Annotated in this window: 19 protein-coding genes and 2 pseudogenes; 8 read left to right on the top strand and 13 right to left on the bottom strand. The window is 69.8% G+C overall.

The window, feature by feature from the left end; all coding sequences use genetic code 11:
* Positions 1–69: 69 nt before the first annotated feature.
* From CW359_RS01670 to CW359_RS45100, 3 genes are all read right to left on the bottom strand, one after another.
* On the bottom strand, positions 70–1,464 hold the full coding sequence (locus CW359_RS01670) for a transposase (protein ID WP_456300553.1): 1,395 nt from the start codon (positions 1,462–1,464) through the stop codon (positions 70–72).
* Between the two features lie 150 nt (positions 1,465–1,614).
* A complete protein-coding gene (locus CW359_RS01665) occupies positions 1,615–2,172 on the bottom strand; it encodes a GNAT family N-acetyltransferase (protein WP_105967854.1) in 558 nt (185 codons plus the stop codon).
* An 80-nt stretch (positions 2,173–2,252) separates the two neighbouring features.
* Entirely contained in the window at positions 2,253–2,519 is a 267-nt protein-coding gene (locus CW359_RS45100) for a transposase family protein (protein ID WP_105967853.1), read from the bottom strand.
* A gap of 391 nt (positions 2,520–2,910) precedes the next feature.
* Here CW359_RS45100 and CW359_RS01655 point away from each other — a divergent pair, with 391 nt between their 5' ends.
* Positions 2,911–3,645 (top strand): sulfite exporter TauE/SafE family protein, encoded by a 735-nt coding sequence (locus tag CW359_RS01655; RefSeq protein WP_105967852.1) that lies wholly within the window; start codon positions 2,911–2,913, stop codon positions 3,643–3,645.
* Here the strand turns inward: CW359_RS01655 and CW359_RS47485 are convergent.
* Positions 3,628–3,915, bottom strand: coding sequence for an FAD-dependent oxidoreductase (locus CW359_RS47485; RefSeq protein ID WP_105967851.1), 288 nt, complete (start codon positions 3,913–3,915; stop codon positions 3,628–3,630). The genes CW359_RS01655 and CW359_RS47485 overlap by 18 nt on opposite strands.
* 627 nt (positions 3,916–4,542) lie before the next feature.
* On the opposite strand from CW359_RS47485, the gene CW359_RS01645 reads away from it, so the two are divergent.
* Together CW359_RS01645 and CW359_RS01640 are read left to right on the top strand one after the other, a co-directional pair.
* On the top strand, positions 4,543–6,123 hold the full coding sequence (locus CW359_RS01645; protein WP_105968199.1) for a purple acid phosphatase family protein: 1,581 nt from the start codon (positions 4,543–4,545) through the stop codon (positions 6,121–6,123).
* A gap of 97 nt (positions 6,124–6,220) precedes the next feature.
* Positions 6,221–6,436 carry a DUF4177 domain-containing protein gene (locus CW359_RS01640; protein ID WP_105967850.1) on the top strand — a complete coding sequence of 72 codons (216 nt, stop codon included), beginning with the start codon at positions 6,221–6,223 and terminating at the stop codon, positions 6,434–6,436.
* Between the two features lie 28 nt (positions 6,437–6,464).
* Here the strand turns inward: CW359_RS01640 and CW359_RS01635 are convergent, their stop codons facing one another.
* Positions 6,465–7,088 carry a hypothetical protein gene (locus tag CW359_RS01635; protein WP_105968198.1) on the bottom strand — a complete coding sequence of 208 codons (624 nt, stop codon included), beginning with the start codon at positions 7,086–7,088 and terminating at the stop codon, positions 6,465–6,467.
* Positions 7,089–7,643: 555 nt separating this feature from the next.
* Here CW359_RS01635 and CW359_RS01630 point away from each other — a divergent pair.
* Both CW359_RS01630 and CW359_RS44870 read left to right on the top strand, forming a co-directional pair.
* Complete coding sequence (locus CW359_RS01630; protein WP_105967849.1) at positions 7,644–9,410, top strand: S8 family peptidase; 1,767 nt, start codon at positions 7,644–7,646, stop codon at positions 9,408–9,410.
* A gap of 133 nt (positions 9,411–9,543) precedes the next feature.
* Positions 9,544–9,711, top strand: a pseudogene (locus CW359_RS44870) (MMPL family transporter); the annotation flags it as partial.
* A gap of 30 nt (positions 9,712–9,741) precedes the next feature.
* Here CW359_RS44870 and CW359_RS01620 read toward each other — a convergent pair.
* Positions 9,742–11,640: a hypothetical protein gene (locus tag CW359_RS01620; protein ID WP_105967847.1), complete on the bottom strand. Its 1,899-nt coding sequence runs from the start codon at positions 11,638–11,640 to the stop codon at positions 9,742–9,744.
* An 89-nt stretch (positions 11,641–11,729) separates the two neighbouring features.
* Between CW359_RS01620 and CW359_RS46225 the strand changes: the two are divergent.
* The 3 genes and pseudogenes from CW359_RS46225 to CW359_RS01610 form a co-directional block, all read left to right on the top strand.
* A pseudogene (locus tag CW359_RS46225) lies at positions 11,730–11,957 on the top strand (SRPBCC family protein); the annotation flags it as partial.
* 231 nt (positions 11,958–12,188) lie between these two features.
* Positions 12,189–13,709 (top strand): catalase, encoded by a 1,521-nt coding sequence (locus CW359_RS01615; RefSeq protein WP_232838200.1) that lies wholly within the window; start codon positions 12,189–12,191, stop codon positions 13,707–13,709.
* A 40-nt stretch (positions 13,710–13,749) separates the two neighbouring features.
* Complete coding sequence (locus tag CW359_RS01610; protein ID WP_105967845.1) at positions 13,750–13,956, top strand: hypothetical protein; 207 nt, start codon at positions 13,750–13,752, stop codon at positions 13,954–13,956.
* Between the two features lie 85 nt (positions 13,957–14,041).
* On the opposite strand, the gene CW359_RS01605 is transcribed toward CW359_RS01610, so the two are convergent.
* From CW359_RS01605 to CW359_RS01575, 7 genes are all read right to left on the bottom strand, one after another.
* On the bottom strand, positions 14,042–14,731 hold the full coding sequence (locus CW359_RS01605) for a GAF and ANTAR domain-containing protein (protein WP_232838163.1): 690 nt from the start codon (positions 14,729–14,731) through the stop codon (positions 14,042–14,044).
* An 81-nt stretch (positions 14,732–14,812) separates the two neighbouring features.
* On the bottom strand, positions 14,813–16,420 hold the full coding sequence (locus CW359_RS01600; RefSeq protein ID WP_105967844.1) for a fused response regulator/phosphatase: 1,608 nt from the start codon (positions 16,418–16,420) through the stop codon (positions 14,813–14,815).
* Positions 16,410–17,789 carry a sensor histidine kinase gene (locus CW359_RS01595; protein ID WP_105967843.1) on the bottom strand — a complete coding sequence of 460 codons (1,380 nt, stop codon included), beginning with the start codon at positions 17,787–17,789 and terminating at the stop codon, positions 16,410–16,412. Before CW359_RS01595 ends, CW359_RS01600 begins: the two co-directional genes overlap by 11 nt.
* A gap of 89 nt (positions 17,790–17,878) precedes the next feature.
* Positions 17,879–18,940, bottom strand: a complete 1,062-nt coding sequence (locus CW359_RS01590) for an ATP-binding SpoIIE family protein phosphatase (RefSeq protein ID WP_105967842.1) — start codon at positions 18,938–18,940, stop codon at positions 17,879–17,881.
* Positions 18,928–19,266: an ATP-binding protein gene (locus CW359_RS01585; RefSeq protein WP_408647444.1), complete on the bottom strand. Its 339-nt coding sequence runs from the start codon at positions 19,264–19,266 to the stop codon at positions 18,928–18,930. The genes CW359_RS01590 and CW359_RS01585 overlap by 13 nt, the downstream gene beginning before the upstream one ends.
* An 80-nt stretch (positions 19,267–19,346) precedes the next feature.
* On the bottom strand, positions 19,347–19,718 hold the full coding sequence (locus CW359_RS01580; protein ID WP_105967840.1) for an STAS domain-containing protein: 372 nt from the start codon (positions 19,716–19,718) through the stop codon (positions 19,347–19,349).
* Positions 19,715–20,566 (bottom strand): STAS domain-containing protein, encoded by an 852-nt coding sequence (locus CW359_RS01575; protein ID WP_105967839.1) that lies wholly within the window; start codon positions 20,564–20,566, stop codon positions 19,715–19,717. The genes CW359_RS01580 and CW359_RS01575 overlap by 4 nt, the downstream gene beginning before the upstream one ends.
* Positions 20,567–20,807: the final 241 nt, after the last annotated feature.

Raw genomic sequence — 20,807 nt, 5'->3', positions numbered from 1 at the left:
GGCCGGGATGGGGTTCTGCCCGTCAGGTATGCGGCCTGGTCGGACCGTGACGGGGCCGGGCCCCGCTGATCAGCCGACCATGGCGGCGAGTCCGGCTGTTCCTGTGTGTCGGAAGATCTTGCGGAGGTTGTGGCAGGCGGCGAGCAGGCGCCACTCGCCGCGGGCGCCGTCTTCGCCGCGCAGGAGGAGCTGGCGGCCGTTCTGGCAGGTCATGATCTGGCCGAAGACGGGTTCGACGATGGCCTTGCGGCGGCTGTAGGCAGCCTTGCCAGGCTTGGTCCGCAGCTTGCGGGCCATCCGCTCCTTCAGCGTGGCGTTCGCTGGTATCCGTCCGCGCGGTGCGGGCGGGACCTGCTCGTCGTGTGCCAGGCGTCCGGTGGCCATGAACGAGTCGGTGTCGCAGACCAGTTGACGGTCCCTCGCGGCGTTGAGATTGGCCTCGGAGCAGTAGTCGGCGTCGACCAGCGCCTGCTGGGGGTGGCGGCCGGTGTTCCAGGCCGACTGGTCGAGCATGGTGGTGTAGTTCAGCGCATCCGAGGGGTTGGTCGTCACGTCGGCGGCGGTGATGACCTGGTGCTTCTCGTCCAAGACGGCCTGGGCGTTGTATGCCTGGATGTAGGCGCCGTCGCTGTTCTTCATGATCCGCGAGTCGGGGTCGGTGAAGTTGGCCTGCGCCTTGGGCTTGGGACGCGCCCTCGCAGCGGCCTTGCCCCCGACGTCGGTGACGGCCTGCTCGTCGCTGGTGCCGGCCCGCTCCTGGCGGCGGCGTTCCTTCTCCTCGGCGTGACGGCGTGCCTTGTCGGCGGCTTCGGCCTCGATCTGGGCGCGGGCGGCCTGCAGTTTGGCCAGGCGCTTCTCCCGGCGGTCCAGCTCGGCGGGCAGGTCGGTGTCCCTGCCGTCGACGCCGAACATCTGGTCCTCGGCTTCGTCGGCGGCCTGCGCGTCGGCCAGCAGCGCGTGGGCCTGGGCCTCCAGCGCGGCGATCTCGGCCTCGACGCGTTCCTCCTTGTCGACCAGGCGGCCGTAGCTCATCGCCTTGTGCTTGGAGGCGTTGGCCTCCAGTTTCGTGCCGTCCAGGGCGACGCGGCCCATCTTGACCATCCCGAGCTTCTGCGCAAGGCGCAGCGACTGGGTGAACAGGTCGGCGAGCGCGTCCAGGTGGCGGCGGCGGAACCGTGAGACCGAGCGGAAGTCCGGGGCCTGGTCGGCGGCCAGGAACCGGAACGCGACGTCGTCGGTGCACTTGCGCTCGATCGCCCGCGAGGAGCGGACGCCGGTGGTGTAGCCGTAGATCAGCAGCCGCAGCATCAGCCGGGGATCGTAGGGCGGGTAGCCGCGCTTTTCGGTGTAGTCCGCCAGCACCGGCGAGAGGTCGAGCACCTCGTCGACGGGCAGCCAGTCGTCCAGCGACGGAGGCAGCAGCAGGACCTGGTGCGGGTCGAAGACCCGAAATGTCTTGTCCACCGCCGCCGGACGGCCCCGAGGCAGTTTCTTCTCGGTCGGCTCGACCTCGAACAGTCCATCCCCACCACGCATATCGTGATCATCTCGCATGGAAGACCGCGAAGCGCCAGCGGGTCGCCGCCGGGCCCTCGCGCGTGGTCGTGGTGAGCATTATTGACGGAAGTCCAGCATGTAGAAGACCTTGTCGTAGCGGTGTTCGCCGACGGCGACGAAGTCGGGCAGACGGCCGTATTCGGTGAAGCCCAGCGACCGGTAGAGGTGCAGGGCATGGGTGTTGTCGCCACGGGCGTCCAGGGTGAGGACCTCGATACCCGCCTCCCGGGCGTCAGCGATCAAGGCGGCGGTCAGCGCCCGGCCGACGCCACGACCATGGGCAGCAGCATCTACCGCGATCTTCTCCAGGTCGGCATGTGGCCGATGGGTCGGTCGGGCGTAGCGGAGCCAGTACCCCAACCCGACAAGCCGACGGTTGAGGTAAGCGGCCCGCAGGGCCGCATCCCCGGCCTGCACCGCAGAGAAGACGTGGCCGAGAAGTTCCGCCACCTCATCCCGCGAGGGTGGTTCGACCCAACCCAGCGCGGCACCTCCACTGACGAGGTCCGCCAGGATCTGGTGGGACGACTCCGCAAACCGGACCTCCAGCTCCGGATCGGAAGTCAGCTTCATGGCGTCAAGGATGGCTGGCTCAGTGGTCACACCGCTGGTCATGGCCCGATTCATGACCCGCAGCCTAGGCCAGCCCAAGGCCCAGCCGACCCCGCGCTCACGCCTCGGCGGAAGCCAAGCCGTTACTGACCCGCGCTCCTAGCGTGGGCGCGCTGGGTGTGCAGGGCATCGGCGGTGACGACGACGCCGAGCAGGGGGGCGCCGGGTTCGTGAACGGGGTCGGTGGCGTATCGGCCGAGCCAGGCGCCGATGGCGTCGTCCAGGGCGTTGCCGTCCAGGCGGGCCAGTAGCCGCCCCAGGGTGGTGGTGTTCGGGGTGGTGGAGGTGAATCTGAGGCATTCGCGCAGCTCAGGACTGCTGTCGGTGGCGAATCGTGCAATGGCGGTCACCGACTTTGGCACCGCCGGGAACGGCAACGAGGCACAGCGCGAGCAGGGAGCCGATCCGGTAGCGGCGGCCGCGGACCCGGCGTGGATCCGGCACCTCGTCCAGTACCTGGGCCAATGTGTGCAGGTCAGCTGGCGAGCATGGAGGTCGACGTCCTCGCGGTGGCATGCGGGGACGTCGATCAGGGAAGATGGCACGCGAACGCGACCCCTGTTCATGATCTATGGCTTCGAGAACCTTGATCATCAGGGGTCGCGTCTCGTCATTTCCAGCCGGGCAAACCGACTGACTATCACCATTCCCGGGTGAATCACTCATCACGCCGACCGAGAACGCATCAGCCCTGGCGTGGAGCATAGTGGAGATCATCCCGGTTAACCGGAGGAGTCTTCCGTGGAGGGTGCCGGGGCAGCAGAGTTGCTACTGGGAGTCATAGTGGTGCTGGGCGCATCCGTGCAGTGGCTCACCGGAATGGGATTCGCGCTGGTCGCTGTACCCGCGCTCGTTTTAGTACTCGGGCCCGCCCAGGGCGTGGTGCTCGCGAATTGTGCGGCCGGCGTCATAAGCATCGTCGGACTTGCCACGGGCTGGAGACAGGTGAGGCTCGGCGCAATGATTCCCCTGGTCATCGCGTCCGCGTGCACCGTCCCGATGGGCTCCTGGGTGGCGGCCCGACTACCCGAACCCACACTGCTGGCTGGCGTCGGCATTCTGGTGACGGCCGCCGTGATATTTGTGATGCGAGGCTTGCGCATATCTGCCCTGAGCGGAACCAAGGGAGCAGTCACTGCCGGCGCGGTCGGCGGATTCATGAATTCTGCGGCCGGTGTGGGCGGGCCGCCGTATTCCTTGTATGCGGTGAACGCAGGCTGGCCGGTGCGAGAATTTGTTCCAAACGCACAATTTTATGGAATTACGGTTAATGTGTTCTCGGTTGCCGCGAACGGCGCGCCGCAGCTGAGCGGTACGGCGTGGACGGTGGCCACGGCCGCCCTGGCAACGGGCGCGCTCATCGGCAGGGCACTCGCGCCGAGGGTTCCTGAGCAGTGGATCCGGCGACTCATCTTCGCCCTGGCGCTTGTCGGCGGCCTTTCCGTCCTGATCAAGGGCCTATGGGGGATGCGATGAGGTCCGTCGCTCGATCTCACCACGTGAGAACGCATCAGCCCTGAGGTCGCGCCATGCCGAAAAGGCGGACGTGGCGAGTGGCCCGTATTCGGGCTGGCCCGGATGAACACGACGCAGTATCCGCGATTCGCTTCGGGAGGAACCCTCGACATCTCCAGGACGTCCGCGCTCGAGACCGACGACACGATGTCCCGCCCGCGCGAGCACTGCGGCGGCGGCACTTCCCATGACGCCGAGCCCTACGACGGCCACGTCATAACGCCGGGACATGGGTCTCCAACAGATGGATGGACAGCATTATTCTCCCCGGGAATCGCGGCACAGGAGGGATGGACGCAAGAGGAATCAAAGACCGGCATTCATGGCGTGAGGGGTGAGGAGCCTCACCGATCGCCGCTTCGCCTCAACGGGTACGAAGGTGCCTCGGCCTACAGCCGCGACATCGCTTTCTCGCCTCCGGATGCGGATGCACGCCTGCCTCAACTCCTGCCGTGCGATTGCGGTGTTGCCGGTTGAATTCGAGACCAAAATTCGCGATCAAGCTAGTAGGCCCTGCTGCGAGTGTCAACGACTGTTTCTGGCCTCACGGCTTGCCGGTGATATGCGAGGAGCGTCTTCGAAATTGAATCGGTGACGGCGCCTGGACGACACCGGGTGATGGTGCCCGGGCTCGGTCTCGTGGCCGGGCACGACGACCCCGGCCTCGCTCGCCGCGGTCGCGTGGTCCGCCGCGTCAACGGCAGGGCAGACGCGGGCAAAGGCACGGACAAGGATCGCCGCCTTCGCCGTGGACCTGCCTCCGAACGGCCGACTGGCCATGCGGTGTTCACCCGGAATCCGCAAGGCGGGGTCAGGGTGCCGACGTCGACAGCCGAACGGCTCGTCGGGGAGGGCACCATGGCCACACAGACAGGTACATCGGACACGACCTCGCAAGGGCTCAGTCGCCGACACACGCTGGGCCTGCTGGGCGCCGGCGCGGCGGTCACTCCTCTGCTGGGGGCGGGCACGGCGCAGGCCGCGCCGTCCCTGCACCTCACCGCGGACTCCTCCGGCGCACCTCCGGTCCAGGGGCTGCACCTGACCTTCGGGGCGGATCCGCGTACCCAGATGACGGTCTCGTGGATCACGGACCGGCCGGTGCGCAGACCCGTGGTGCGTTACGGCATCCCCGAGCACGGCCTCGGCTCCACCGCCGAGGCCCGGACCGTCACGTACGTGGACGGCACCTCCCAGCGGACCGTGTACGTGCACCATGCCGCACTGAACCGGCTCGCCCCGGACACCGACTACCTCTACCTCGCCACCCACGAAGGGGCCACGGCCGACAGCGGGACGTTCCGCACCGCCCCGCAGGGACGCCGGCCGTTCACCTTCACCAGCTTCGGCGACCAGTCCGCCCCGCAGGTGACCTGGGCCGCGAACGGCACGGTCGCGCTCGACGCGAACTCCACCCCCGCCACCAAGGACATCGTCACCGGCATCGAGCAGGTCGCCCCGCTGTTCCATCTCCTCAACGGCGACCTGTGCTACGCCAACCTCGACGTCGACCGGGTGCGCACCTGGAACAACTTCTTCACCAACAACACCCGTTCGGCGCGCTTCCGGCCCTGGATGCCGGCGGCCGGCAACCACGAGATCGAGAAGGCGAACGGTCCGCTCGGACTCGGCGCCTACCAGGCCTACTTCACCCTTCCCTCGACCGAGACGGACACCGAACTCGCGGGCCTGTGGTACGCGTTCACCGTCGGCTCGGTCCGGGTGATCGTGCTCCAGAACGACGACAACTGCCTCCAGGACGGCGGTGACGTCTACATCAGCGGCTACTCAGGCGGTCGCCAACTCGCCTTCCTGGAGCGTGAGCTGAGGAAGGCGCGCGGCTCCCGCGACATCGACTGGGTAGTCGTCGCCATGCACCAGGTCATGATCAGCTCCTCCGACGCCAACGGCGCCGACCTGGGTCTGCGCCAGAAGTACGGCCCTCTCTTCGACAGGTACGGGGTGGACCTCGTGCTGTGCGGTCACGAGCACAACTACGAGCGCTCCCTGGCCGTCCGCGGTGTCGTCACCGGCAGCGAGACGCTGACTCCGCAGCCGGTCTCGCAGGCCACCGACGCGATCGACACCCAGCTCGGCACCGTGCACATGATCCTCGGCGGCGGTGGTGTGTCGGGGACGACGAACCAGAACTTCTTCAAGGACGGCACCGCCAAGGTGATCACCGCGGTGTCCTCGTCCCCCGGCGCCAACGGCAAGCGCACCTCCACGTACACGAAGGAGGAGGCGGTCTGGGTGGGCGTCCGGGACATCGAACACCCCTACGGCTTCGCGGCGTTCACCGTCGACCCCGGCCGGCATCCCGGTGACACCACCCGTATGCACGTCAGCTACTACAACGTGAACAAGCCGCACGGGGAGCTGTCGGTCTTCGAGACGTTCACGCTGCACCGGAGGCGGTCGGACGGGGGCAACAGGTAGTCCCGTCCTGGTCGCCTCCCAGTCGTCTGCCGGGAATGAGCGTGCGCCATGATGGGCCGGCCCGGGCATTTCCCCACCTCACAAGGATGTTGCAGCCATGAGCCACGGTTACGCCTACGAGTACAAGGTCGTCACGTTCCGCGAGTCCCTGATCGGGGACGCGCTCGACAGCGACAAGCTGGAGAAGGTCCTCAACAAGCACGCGGAGGACGGCTGGGGGCTCAAGGCGATCACCTCGGCGGACGTCAAGGGCCGGATAGGCCCCGGGGCCGTGGAAGGTCTGCTCCTCACCTTCGAACGGCCCCGGGTCTAAGGGGGACCCCTGTCCGTCGGCCGCCCGGTCAGTGCAGCTTGTCGACGGCCGTGGTCGTGGTCTTCTTGAAGGCGGCCACGGGCGCGTCGTCGAAGTCGCCCATCTGTCCCCACTCGATCACGGTTACGGTCCTGTCGTCCCTGCCGACCGACAGCAGGGCGATGTCGTTGGCGCCCCAGGACGTCTCGGTGTGCAGGCCGCGCACACGGGCGCCCTCCTCGACCGGCAGCGTGCCGTAGTCCCGGCCCTCGGCCTCGACGTCGGGCGAGGACTTCTCGATGCGGTCGGCGCAGGTGCGGATCAGGTCGTCGTAGTGCTTCGCCAGGGCCTTGGCCTGGGCGGCCGTGCCTGTCACGACGGTCAGCTGAACAGCGCTGGTGTCGAGGTCCGTTCGGAACTCCCGGTGCCGGTAGTCGTAGTCGAGCACGCCCTCCGTGCTCACGCAGAAGCCGAGTGCCTCCGGGAACCCCTCGGTGACAGGACCGGCGGTCCAGGACGACGTCGGGTGCGGCGGCAGCTGGGACGCGGACAGGAACGTGGGCACGGCGGCCTTCGGCGCGGCACCTGCCGCCGGTGCCGTCAGGACCGTACCCGCCGCGAGGGCGGCGACGGCGAGTGCGGTGAGGGCGCTCGTGCGAATACGCATGGACATGGACATGGGTGTTCCCCCGTGGATGAGTGCGTGGACTTGGCTGCCCCGGCAAGGCCGGTTGGTCGGACCGGGCCTGGTCGGTGGGGCACCAAGAGCATCGGCGGTCCCGGCGGCCGGGCGCAACAGCCGACGGCCGATTGACCACGGTGGAACCATCCCATCCCCGCTGACGTGCGGGTATGTGGGGTGCCTGGGATGCCGTTCCGGCCCGCGTGGGCCCGCGTGGGCCTGCATGGGGCCGCGTCGGGCTGTACGAGGACAAGAGACCTGTGTCGGTACAGGACGACGGCATTCACGTCAGGGTGATGCGGTCGACCAGCCCCTCGACGCGCGGTGGTGGCCATCCGGTACTTCGCCAGTACGCCGAGCGGTGTTTTTCAGCCATGTCCCTTTGGCGTCGCGGCGCGGAAAGGTACTTCCGCACAGGGGCATGCACCTGACATCTTGCATCGACCACTCGTTTCGTACGGCCCGGCCGGTGCCCTCGGCACGGTCGGGCTGTCTCCGGAGGACGCTTTGATACCCCACATATCCAGCCGCCCCAGACGCACGCTGGTGCTGGCGGCCACGCTCGGCGCCGCCCTCGCGTTCGGCGCCCCGGGCGCCCTCGCGGGCAGGCTCCCCGTCGTCCCCTCCACCGCGCCGGCCGCCAAGGCCCTCGCTCCGGCCGCCGTGCCGGCTTCCCAGAGCGCGAGCGCGGCCTGGGTGGCCGGCACGCGTGCCTACCTCGTGATCACCGCCCCCGGTGACAGCTCGGCGGTCCGTTCCGCGATCGCGGCCAACGGCGGCAGTGTCTTCTCGAACTTCGACGCCATCGGCGTGATCGTCGCCCACTCGGCGTCCAGCGGGTTCGCCGCCACCATGCGCGGTGTCTCCGGCGTGCAGAAGGTCGGCGCCACGCGCACCTCGGACGTCCCGGCCGACGCCTACAACCCTGCGCTCCCGGCCAATCCGTCCCAGGCCACGACCCCGGCCGGAGAACCGGTCCGCGCCGACATGAGCCAGATCAAGGCCGACCAGGCCTGGGCCGTGAACCCGGGCTCCGCCTCCGTCAAGGTCGGCATCCTTGACACCGGTGTCGACGACCAGCACCAGGACCTGGCGCCCAACTTCGACGCGGCCGACTCGGTCTCCTGCGCCTACGGCAAGCCCGACACCCGTGCCGGCGCCTGGCGGGACGTCGACACGCACGGCACCCATGTGGCGGGCACCGTCGCCGCGGCCAAGAACGGCAAGGGCGTCGTCGGCGTGGCCCCCGGAGTGAAGATCGCCGCGGTCCGGGTCGCCGAGCCGGGCAACGCCTTCTTCTTCGCCGAGAACACCATCTGCGGCTTCGTCTGGGCCGGTGACCACGGCTTCCAGGTCACCAACAACAGCTATTACACGGACCCGTGGCAGTTCAACTGCCCGGACAACATCGACCAGGCCGCCATCATCGAGGGCGTCACGCGCGCCCAGGAGTACGCCGAGAGCAAGGGCTCACTCCAGATCGCCGCCGCGGGCAACGAGAACTACGACCTCGCCCACAAGACGACCGACTCCGCGAGCCCGAACGACTCGACGCCGGTCACCCGCACCATCACCAACGCCTGCCTCGACATCCCGACCGAACTGCCGGGCGTAGTCACGGTCGCGGCCAACGGCACGGGCGTCACCAAGGCCTCGTTCTCCAACTTCGGGCAGGGCGTCATCGACGTCGCGGCGCCCGGCAGCAGCGTGTACTCCACCGTCCCCGGCGGCGGCTACGGCAGCAAGAGCGGCACGTCGATGGCCACCCCGCACGTGGTCGGCGTGGCGGCACTCATCGCCAGCGCGAACCCGGGCATCACCCCGGCGCAGATCCGCGCCAAGCTGGCCACGCAGGCCAACGACATCGCCTGCCCCTCGGACAGCCGCTGCACGGGTACGACGGCCAGCAACGCGTTCTTCGGCGAGGGACAGGTCGACGCCCTCAAGGCCGTCGGGACGACCCCGCCGCCCGGCGCGTACTTCGAGAACCTCGCGGACTTCGCCGTCAACGACAACGCGACCGTGGAGAGCCCGATCGCCGTCACCGGCGTGACCGGCAACGCCCCGGCCACCCTCAAGGTGGGCGTGGACATCAAGCACACCTACATCGGTGACCTGAAGGTCGACCTGGTGGCCCCGGACGGCACCGTCTACACGCTGCACAACCACACCGGCGGCAGCGCCGACAACATCGCCCAGACGTACACCGTGAACGCCTCCTCGGAGGTCGCGAACGGCACCTGGAAGCTGCGCGTCAACGACAACGCCGCCTCCGACACGGGCAAGATCGACGCCTGGAACCTGACCTTCTAGCGAAGGGCGCGGCAACGCCCGCGTACAGCACGCACTGAGCCGGCGCGACGACGCGCCGCACGCCTGCGGCCCGCGTCCGCTCACCGAAGATGCGGGCCGCAAGGCGGTAGCTCTCCTCGAAGCCCGGGCCCGTGCCGAGGGCGTGCACTGCAACATCTTCCTCATGTCCCGGGTCCGGGAGGAGTCGCTGCGACATGGCGTACGTGAGGATGTGCCGCGCGGACCGGTCGGCGCCGGGGGAGTGATCACCTCGGCCGGCGTGGTCCTCGCCGCGACCGTCGCCGCCCTCGGGGTTGTTCCAAGGCGTTCCCGGGGGACGGCGACCGACGGGTCAGCGGGAACCGACGCCGTCCAGCTCCTCACCCGTGTTCAGCCGCGCCCGTACGACCACGCGCGGCTCCCGGGGCGCCGGCACCGCCAGTGTCCGCGCCCCCTTGACGGCCGACACGCCCCCGCTCACCGAGAGCCTGACCACGGCACGGCTGCCCGCGGCCAGCACGAACCAGCGGTTCTTCGGCGAACGCCAGCCCCGAGCGGCCACGACGTGCTGGCCGAACCGGCTGCACGCGGCGGTCTCCTGCGCCCGGGCGACCGCGCGGGCCGGTGCGTCGGCCGCGTCCCGGCTCGTCCGGAACGACACCGTCACGTCCCCCGACCCCCGCCAACCGTCCGCGCGGGCACAACTCCACACGGCACGCCCGCCACCGTCCGGCAGCTGCTGCTCGGCGAAGTCCCATACGTTGACGGCCCGCACACCGGTGCTCCCCGCCGATTCCAGGGAACAGGCCTGGTGGGCCCAGGCCAGCAGCGCCGCCGTACCGGTGGCCTCCCGGGGCTGCCGGGCGGGAGGCGTCCCGCGCCTCGGCAGCGGGGTGTAGGTCAGATGCGCCGGGGACAGGTCCCCCAGCCCGGCGAGCAGGAAGGCGTGCCGTTCGGCGATCCGCTCGGAGGACCGCAGTTGCAGCACCGGACGGCTGCCGCAGCGGTCCGCCGCCGGAACGACCGGCACCGGATCGGTGACACCGTCCGCCGTCACTCGCAACGGCCGGCCGAGCACCTCGGGCCGCGTCAGGTCCCGGGTCTGCGCCTCGGCGACCCACGGAGCCAGCACATAGCGCGCGTGGCCGTCCTCCGCGCCCAGCGTGACGGCCGCCGCCGTCGTCACGTCCGCGTCGTCGACCCGGGCGAGACTCAGCTCCGGTGCCCGCCCCGAGGGACCGGGCTCCCTGTAGCGGGCGAGGCGTTGACCGTCGTACAGCAGCACCACGGCACGGCCGTCGACGTCGCCCGCGTACAGCAACTGCGGCGCGGACACCGGCGGGTCTGCGGTCGTGGCGGCGGCGAGGGCTACCCGTGTCCCGGCGGGCCTGTGCGTCCACGACGTCAGGGCGCGGCCCAGCAGGGCTTCGTCACGCACCAGGGAGCCCCGGGCGGGCCACGCGGTGAAGTCGACGCGCGAGGTGTTGTCCCACAGCCCGGCCGGCGCCCGTACCAGGTCCGCCGTCGCGGGCCCGGCACCCCCGGCCGCCACCGGCACGGACCGGTCCGCCGGGGGAGCCGCACCACCGGCGGCGGTCGCCACCAGCACCCCCGCGGTCACCACGGCGACGGCCGCCACCCCCAGGCCCAGCCGGGCCCGCCTTCGACGGCCCACCAGATCGGTGGGGCCCGCCTGGAGGGCACAGGCGTCGAACTCCTGCGCCACCAGCAGCGCGGCGGCCGACTCCCCGAGACCCGCCTCCACCGACCGCGCGGCACGCAGCGCGTCGGCCGGGTCGGCAGCACCGGCGTCCTTGAGCAGGTCGTGCACGGCGGCATCGGGCAGCGCGTGCGCCACGCACAGGACGAACGCGGCACGCCCGGCGGCCGACACCTCCGACAGCCGCTGCGCCAGGGCGAGTTCCGCGGCCCCGCCCGAACGCGGGAACAGCCGCAGCCCCACGACGAAGGGGAGCCGGGGCCACGGATACGGACGGTGCCCGTACGCCAGAGCGCCCCGCAACACCGCCACCCACAACGACCGTTCGACCGGGCCGGTCCGCGCGCCGGACAAGGCGCCTTGTACCAAGGAGTGCGCCAGCAGCACTCGGCGATGCCGGCCGAGCGACGCGGGAAGAACGAGATGGGCCAGACGTACGAGGTCCCCGTACTGCTCCAGGAGGACCGACTCGGCGTCCAGTACGCGGAGCCTGGCGTCCTCGGCGCTGCGCCGGAACGGGCGAAGGTGCATGAACGGGATCCTTTCCGGGCGGGGCGTGTGACCTTTCGTTGCGTCAAACGAGTGAATCCCGCGCCGGTCACCGGTCGCCGCCGCCCGGAGTGCAGGTGGACGCTCCCGTCCACGCCGCCTACAACCAGTGGACCCAGTTCGAGGAGTTCCCGAGGTTCATGGAGGGTGTCGAGGAGGTACGGCAGCTCGACGACCGGCACAACCACTGGAGGACCAAGATCGGCGGGGTGTGGCGCGAGTTCGACACCGAGCAGCGTGGCTCGGTCCGGTTCGAGCGACTCGACGACACGCACACCCGCGTGGAGCTGACGATGGACGTCGAGCCCAGCGGTATGGCCGAGAGGGGCGCGGACGCATCCGCCCCGGCGAGGCGGGCGATGTTTGGTGTGGCCGCTCGGGGTCACGCGGTCTGTGGGCCTCGGACGGGTCGGCGGTGGCGACGTCGGTCCGTCGGGCCGAGTCCGGCGCGTGGCGCGTTCCGGTGTGTGCCCGTCCCGCGCGATGGCGGTGAGACCCGTCGACAGGCGACAGGTGACAGGAGAAATGTCATGACAGAGATCCGCCCGGCCACCACGACCGACTCGGGCGCTCCGGTGGAGAGCGACGAGCACTCGCTGACCGTCGGTCCCGGAGGGCCGGTCCTGCTGCAGGACGCCTATCTGATCGAGCAGATGGCGCAGTTCAACCGGGAGCGGATTCCCGAGCGCCAGCCGCATGCGAAGGGCAGCGGCGCCTTCGGGAACTTCGAGGTGACCCACGACGTGAGCGCCTACACCAGGGCGGCCGTGTTCCAGCCGGGTACGCGCACCGACCTGGTCGTCCGGTTCTCGACCGTGGCGGGGGAGCGCGGCAGCCCGGACACCTGGCGGGACCCGCGCGGTTTCGCGGTGAAGCTCTACACCAGCGAAGGCAATTACGACATGGTCGGCAACAACACGCCGGTCTTCTTCATCAAGGATCCGATGAAATTCCAGCATTTCATCCGGTCCCAGAAACGCCGCGCGGACAACAACCTTCGCGACCACGACATGCAGTGGGACTTCTGGACGCTCTCCCCGGAATCCGCCCACCAGGTCACCTGGCTGATGGGCGACCGTGGAATTCCGCGGACGTGGCGTCATATGAACGGCTACTCGTCGCACACGTACATGTGGATCAATGCCGACGGTGAGCGGTTCTGGGTGAAATACCATTTCAGGACCGACCAGGGCATCGAGTTCTTCACCCAGCACGAGGCCGACCAGATGGCCGCCGTCGACACGGACTACCACACGCGTGATCTCTTCGAGCACATCCGTGACGGGGAGTGGCCCAGCTGGACCCTCCATGTGCAGGTCATGCCGTACCAGGACGCCGCGGGCTATCGGTTCAACCCGTTCGACCTGACCAAGGTGTGGCCGCACGGTGACTACCCGCTCATCCCGGTCGGCCGTATGACGCTCGACCGCAACCCGACGGACAACCACGCCGAGATCGAGCAGGCGGCCTTCCAGCCGAACAACCTCGTCCCCGGCATCGGGCCGAGCCCGGACCGGATGCTGCTGGCCCGCCTGTTCTCGTACGGGGACGCGCACCGCCACCGGATCGGCGCCAACTACCAGCAGCTTCCCGTCAACGCGCCCGTCGTCGACGTCCACACGTACTCCAAGGACGGCGCGATGGCCTACCGGAAGGCCACGGACCCCGTCTACGCGCCGAATTCCAAGGGCGGTCCGGCCGCCGACACGGCCCGCTACGGGACCCCGCCCGGCTGGGCGGCGGACGGTGAGATCACTCGTACGGCATACGTGTCCCACCCGGAGGACGACGACTGGGGGCAGCCGGGCACGCTGATCCGTGAGGTCATGGACGACGCGGCCCGTGACCGCCTGGTCGACAACGTCGTCGGCCACCTCCTCAACGGGGTGAGCGAGCCCGTCCTCGAACGCGCCTTCGCCTACTGGTCGAGGATCGACGAATCGACCGGCAAACGCATCGCCGACGGCGTACGGGCGAAGTCCCAGGAGAAGGACCCGAAGGCGACGGACCAGGGCAACCCCGCACGCCGCTCCATGCAGCACAAGGCATAGCTGCCGCAGCGCTGCCCGAAACCCGAGAGAGGGGAACCCCATGAACACCCCCGGTGACGACGACACACCTCCGGTCGACGAGAAGACGCGTGAACGGTCCGCGGAGGAGCGGAGCGTCGTCGCACCCACACCGCGAGACGTCCGGGAGAAGGCCGAGAACGACAGCGAGCCCGATGACGCGCCTGACGACGGGTCCGAGGAGGAGCCCGAGAAGGAGGCCGATCCGCGGCTCACGACGAGGCGCTGACCGCGTACCAGGTCAGGCGCACGACGTCAGGCGTACCGGAACAGGAGAGCAGGAAGGCAGATGGACACGTCGTGCCCGGCCGGGGTCACGGGAGGCTGCCCTTCTCGCACACCTGTCGGGCGACCTCACGGAGCTTGACGTTGGTCAGCTGCGATGAGCGGCGCAGCATGTCGAACGCCTGCTTCTCGGTGACGCGGTGGCGGCCCATCATGATGCCCATGGCCTCGCCGATGACATGGCGGGTGGTGACGGCCTGTTCCAGTTGGGCGTGGGTGCGGGCGCTGGAGAAGGCGACCGCGGCGTGCGAGGCCAGCAGCCAGCCGACCAGCTCGCTGGTCTCGGTGAACGCGCCTGGCTCGCGGGAGTAGAGGTTCAGCGCGCCCAGGTCCTCGTCGTCGGTGAACAGCAGGAAGCCCATCATGCTGCCCACTCCGAGCGCACGGGCCTGCGGGGCGTACACGGGCCAGCGCCGCTGCTCGGCGGTGAGGTCGTGGATACGGAAGACCCGCTCGCCCTGCGCGGCGCGGGCGGCGTCGAAGCACGGCCCTTCACGCAGCCGGTACTGCAGCAGGTCGCTGTCGACGACCAGTTGGTCGGTGGGGGCGAGGGTCTCCGTCGTCGCGTCGTGCTGTACGAGGATGCCGGCCGCGTCGCAGCCGTCCACCAGTTCGGTGGCCGACGCGGTGATCCGTTCCAGCGTGGCGTCCACCGACTCCTGTGCCAGAAGGTCCCGTGCCATCGCTGCCATCTGCTGCGCGAACCGGCCCCAGTCCACCGCGTCCTCCTGTGTCGACGTCGCCTGGACACACCGTCTACCCAGCTTTTCACGCAAGCTGCACAAGGGCGTCGCGAGCGCTCACGTGAACAGGGCTGTGATCAGGGCGATGTCGTCGTCTTTGTCGCGTCCGAAGCGGGCGAGCAGCAGATCGCACAGTTCCTCAAGGTCTTCCGGGCCGTCGGCCACGGCGTCCCGGAACTCGTCGAGGGAGGTGTCGAGATGGGTCGTACGTACCTCGACGAGTCCGTCCGTGACCATGAGCAGGCGGGTGCCGGGCGGGGCGGGCAGGACGGTCGGCGGCGGGTGGGGGAGGCCCAGGCCCAGGAGCGGACCGTGCGGGTGGTGGAACCGTGGCCCGTCCCGTGGGTCGATCACCAGCGGGGGGATGTGGCCGGCGTTGGCGATGTGCAGTTGGCGGTTGCCCGGGGTGACGAGGGCGAGGCAGAGGGTCACGGTGAGGCCGGGCTGGGACTGGCCCAGCAGCGTTTCCAGGCGCTGCAGGATGTGGTGCGGAGGGTGGCCCTCGATGGCGTAGGCACGCAGGGCGTGGCGTACTTCGCCCATGACGGTCGCGGCGGTCAGCGAGTGGCCGACGACGTCTCCGATGGCCAGGAGGAGACCGTTCACTGTCTGGACCGCTTCGTAGAAGTCGCCGCCGATCTCCGCGTGTTCGGAGGCGGGCAGATAGCGGAAGCCCAGTTCGATGCCGGGGACGGTCGGCAACTCCTTGGGGAGGAAGGAGCGTTGGAGGGCCAGGCCCAGGGCGTGTTCCTCGTTGTAGGTCCGCAGGGCTTCGAGGGCCAGGGCACTGGTGTTGGCCAGCTGCTGGAAGAGCCGCTCGTCGTCGGCGTCGCGCAGGGCGGTCGCGGGGACGGCCAGGCAGACGGGCGGACGCCCGCGCTTGGTGCGGGAGGCGGCCAGGGCGATCTCTCCGTGGAGGTGGTCGCCCGGCAGCAGGGCTCGCCACCGGCTGTGCGGGACACGGACGACCCTGGCTCCGGTGTCCTGGTTCAGACCGTGCGCCGCGAGCCGGTCCAGGAGGCCCGGATGCGCGGGACTGATCTGTACGGTGGCGCGCGGACCGTCGCTCATGCTGTGGACGGCCTGCCCCTGCGGCGAGAGGAACACCGCGCCGGCCGGACTGCCCAGGACGGTCGCCGCACCGCCGGTGGCCGCCGACGCGAAGGAGCGGAAGCCGATCGCGCTGTAGACGTCCAGCGTCGCCTCGTTCAGCGCGATGAGGCGCTGCGCGAGCTTCTCGGCCCGCCCGCGGGCCCTGGAGTAGCGCAGGGTGGCGCTGACGGTGGCGAGGAGTTCGCCGGGGTCGATGGGCTGGTCGAGGTAGGCGTCCGCGCCGCGTCTCAGCCCTTCGGCGTGATCGTCGGGGCTGATCGCGGCGGCGGAGATCTGGATGATCGGCAGATGGGCCGTGCGTGGATCTGCCTTGAGGCGTTCGCTGATCTCGAAGCCGCTCATGTCGGGCAGCCGGACGTCGATGATTGCGAGATCCGGGAGCGCGTCGACCTCGGCGGAGTCCAGCCGGGTGAGCCCCTGTTCACCGGTGGCGGCGCCGATGACCGTGTGCCCCGCGCGCCGGAGCCAGCTGGTGAGGACGTAGCGGTTCGTCTCGCTGTCGTCGATGACCAGGACGGTCGCGGGCGAGAGATCCTGGACGCTATCGGGCATGACCTGACCCTTCGATGTCCGGTTCCTTCAGGGGCCGGAGGCCGAGGTCCGGCAGCCGTACCCGCACCCGGGTGCCGACGCCCACGGTGCTGGTGAGGGTGAGGGAGCCGCCGAGCAGCTCGGCGAGTGTGCGGGCGTAGGGCAGGCCCAGGCCGGTGCCCGGCCGCCCGTTCTGGTGCGGGCCGCGGACCTGGTAGAACGCCTCGAAGACGCGGCCGAGTTCGTCGGGTGGGATCCCGATTCCCGTGTCGGTGACAGTGAACAGCACTGCGTGGGGCGACGGTTCGGGGTCGACGGCGATGTCCAGGCGCACCTCGCCCCGCTCGGTGAACTTCAGGGCGTTGGACAGGAGATTGCGCAGGATGCGGACCAGCAGTGTCTCGTCGGTCACCAGTGTCGGCTGCTGTTCGAGGCCGGGGGTGACGAGGGTGACCCGGTCGTGGTCGTAGCCGCTCCGCAGCAGGCCGCCGAGGTGGGCGACGAGCAGTCGTAGATCCACGGGCCGGGGATGGATGTCGAGGTGACCGGCTTCGGCCTTGGCGACGTCCAGCAGGTCGTTCACGAGTGACAGCAGTGTGTGGCCGGAGGACGCGACGAGGTTGATCTGTTCCCGCTGCTCCTCGGTGAGCGGCGGCGAACTGGGCGCCAGCAGCAGGGTGGAGAGCGCGACCACCGAGTTGACCGGAGTGCGCAGCTCGTGGCTGACATTGGTCCAGAACCTGGTCTTGGCCTCGCCGGCCTCCTGCAACTGGTGTCGTTTGTCCTCCAGTTCCGAGTGCAGTGCCAGCACGCCGCTGTTGGTGGTCTCCAGTTCCTGGGTCAACTCGGAGTAGAGGGCGAGGACTCCGCGATTGGTCTCCTCCAACTCCTCGTTCACCCGACGGAGTTCCTCCCGCTGGGCGCGGGTCTCCTCCAACGTGGCGATCAGATCCTGTGTCCGGGCCCGGAGATCGTCCGCCTCGGTCGACGGAGTCCCGTCCCTCAGCGCCTCCGCGAGGCGGGTGCGCCGTTCGGCCGCGCCGGCCCCGTCCGAGGGCAGCGGCTGGGTGATGACGACACGGTTGGCCCCTGAGTCCGCCTGGTGCCTGACCTGTACGAGCTTCCTGGCCAGGTCGACTGTCTCCGGGGCGGGCGGGGGCCCCACGCTCCAGTCGAAGGTGACGACGAGGGATGCCGGCCGATCAGTCGTGTCCAGGTCGAAGGAGACCCGCAGATCGAGAGAACCGAGCCGTTCCCGGCCCAGTTCGCTCAGCGCCGTCGCCAGTCTGACCTGGTCCTGGTGGTCCAACGCCAGCGCGGCGGCGGCCTGTTGTGCGCGGCGGCGCAGGCCGAACACGTCCTGGGCGGAGGAGAGACCGAAGGACGTCACCGGAACGGGCGGACGGTCCGCGTACGACGGGCCGCCGCGTGGACCCGGTGCGCGAGCCTCGGCCGCTGTGCTCCCTCGCCCGTCCTCGGTCACCAGGCCCCCTTGACCACGACCACGCCGGCGTCGTCCCGTCGTACACCCGCCTCGCGCAGCAGATGGCCCGCGACGACGAGCGGCGAGTGGTGCAGCAGACCGGGGAGAGCCGTGTGGTCCCACCGTTCGGTCAGTCCGTCCGAGTGCATCACCAAGGCACCGTGAACGGGGAGGGGTTCCTCGAACGTCCGCAGTCGCCTCATGTGCGAGCCGACGATTCCGGGGGCCGAGAGCAGGGCGCGGCGCCCGTCGTCGGCGAGGAGGAAACCGCTGACGTTGCCGATGCCGCAGTACAGCACCCGCCCCGCGTCGGGCTCGATCCGCGCCACGGCGACCGCCCCGCCCCGGGTACCCCGCAGCGAGGGGTGAACGGCGTTGAGGACGCCCTCCGGACTGAGATCGCGCGTCTCGTGGAACGCCTTGACCGCCGCCTGGCTGGCGCGGGCCGCGAGAGGACCGTGACCCAGACCGTCGCACAGCATGAGCAGGACCACCGGGCGCGCGCCCTCGACCGTGAGGGTGCGTACGGCCCACGCGTCCCCGCACACGCTCTCGCCGCTGATGGGCCTCGTCACGCCGTCCACGGGGGAGGCACCCGGCACGGGGACGGCCGCTCTGCCGTCCCCGGTGCGTGGCCAGAACTGCGCGGTCATGACCGTGCCGCGGCCCGGTACGGAGTGCAGGTCGAAATGGTCGGCGAGCCGGGAGACCGCGCCGAGCCCGATCCCCAGGGTGCCGGCGCTCGACGTTCCGTCGCTGAGGGCGGCGGACACGTCGGTCATCCCGGGGCCCGAGTCGACGGTGACGAACTCCACCCCTGCCGCGCCGTCGGAGCGGACCGCGCGCAGCAGCAACGCCCCGTCCTCGGCGTGCCGTTGTACGTTCGTGGCGGCCTCGGTGACGGCCAGGGCCACCTCCGCCGAGCGGTGCTCGCCCAGACCGAGGCGCCGGGCCAGCGTGGCCGCCGCGCCCCGTGCGGCCGACGCCAGCGACGCACCGTCGCGGAACCATGCCACGTCCTCGACGTGCACGACGGTCGTGGTGTTCACCGTGCCCACTTCACGATGGTCACGGCCGTTCCCTCGCCCGGTACGGTGCTGAGTTCGAAGTCGTCGACGAGGCGTCGGGCCCCGCTCAGGCCCAGGCCCAGGCCGCTGCCCGATGTCCAGCCGTCCGTCATCGCCTGTCCGACGTCGGAGATGCCCGGGCCCGAGTCCTCGAAGACGGCGGCCACACCGCGTCTGCCGTTCGCCTCGACCAGGCCGGCCCTGACCGTGCCACCGCCGCCGTAGATCAGTGCGTTCCGGGCGAGTTCGCTCGCCGCTGTGATCAGTTTCGTCTGGTCGACCAGGGACAGGCCGCACCGCTGGGCGAGTACCCGGATGACCTGACGGACGTGGACGAGATCGCCGCTGCGCGCGACGGGATGGACCCGGGGCTCTTCGTCGACCGTCCAGGGCGCGGTCACTGCGGGGCCGAACTGGTGGGCCGGCTCAGTTTCGCCAGCCCCTTCTCCAGATCGAGGGCGGTGCTGACGCCGCCGAGCGAGAGGCCCAGTTCGACCAGGGTGATGGCCACCGCCGGGCGCATGCCGACGACCACGGTCCTTGCGTCGAGCATGCGGGAGATGGCGGCGATCGTCGCAAGCATGCGTCCCACGAAGGAGTCGACGATCTCCAGGGCGCTGATGTCGATGATGACGCCCTGGGCGGACCTGGCCACGATCTGGTCGGCCAGGTCTTCCTGGAGGTTGAGGACGGTCTGGTCCTCCAGGTCGGTCTGGACGGACACCAGCAGGGTGTCGCCGATCCGCAGGATCGGAATGCGCTCGCTCATCGCCGCGTACCGGTGTGCGCGACCATGTCCACGCCGGACCTGCGCAGGGCCAGTTTGAGGGCGTCGGCCAGGCTCGCCTTCGTGACGATGCCGTCGAACTCGATGCCCAGCGCGACGATGGTCTGGGCGATCTGCGGACTGATGCCGGACACGGTGCACTCGGCGCCCATCAGCCGGGCGGCGACGATGGTCTTGAGCAGATGCTGGGCGACCTGGGTGTCCACGGCCGGAACGCCCGTGATGTCGATGATGGCCTGCTCCGAGCCGGTGTCCACGAGGGCCTGCAACAGCTTCTCCATCACGACCTGGGTCCGCGCCGAGTCGAGTGTGCCGACCAGCGGTACGGCGATGACCCCGTCCCACAACCGGACGACAGGCGTGGACAGTTCGAGGAGCTGCTCCGCCTGCGCGGTGATGAGTTCGTCGCGTGTCCGCGTGTAGGTCTCGATGGTGAAGAGCCCCAGCCCGTCCAGGATCCGGGCGAGCCGCAGATAGGCGGGGATCTCGTCGGCGGAGCCGTTCTCCAGCATGGGTTCGAGGACCCGTTTCAGCGCGAAGACGCTGATGGCGGTCTCACTCGGCGAGAACCCCTGACGGGCCCGGTTGCGGGACAACTCGGCCAGCAGGGCGCGGACTTCGGACATCTCCTCCGAGTGGACGTCGACGGCGCCCTGGCGCAGGGCCTGGACCAGGGCCTCGTACAGTTCCCGCAGTTCCCGGTCGAGTTCCGCGGAGCCCACCCGGCTCCCCAGCGACCCCGCGACCTCCGCGACCCACATGGCGGCCAGATCCCGGTCGCCGTTCGACAGGAGCCCCATCAGGTCCGCAGCGTTGTCTCGCTTCACCATTCGGATACTCCTTCGATATTCGTAAATGTGTGCCACTGCTGGCGTCCGCAGGCTACGGCACGGGGTGGGGCGAGGGTGTGGACGCGGACAAGCGTGTTGACGCCGTTGAGTGCGGGCCCGGACCCCACGGGGAGCTGGGCTCGGACAATCGGGGGATACGGGAGTACTACGGGTAATGCGGGTGAGAGGAACATGAGCCGCCCCGGACCGGGTATCCGCCGACAGACGACGGAAACGAAGG

The organism is Streptomyces geranii, assembly GCF_002954775.1.
In the GTDB taxonomy this organism is placed as follows: domain Bacteria; phylum Actinomycetota; class Actinomycetes; order Streptomycetales; family Streptomycetaceae; genus Streptomyces; species Streptomyces geranii.
This window is presented reverse-complemented; position numbering and strand designations above follow the sequence as displayed.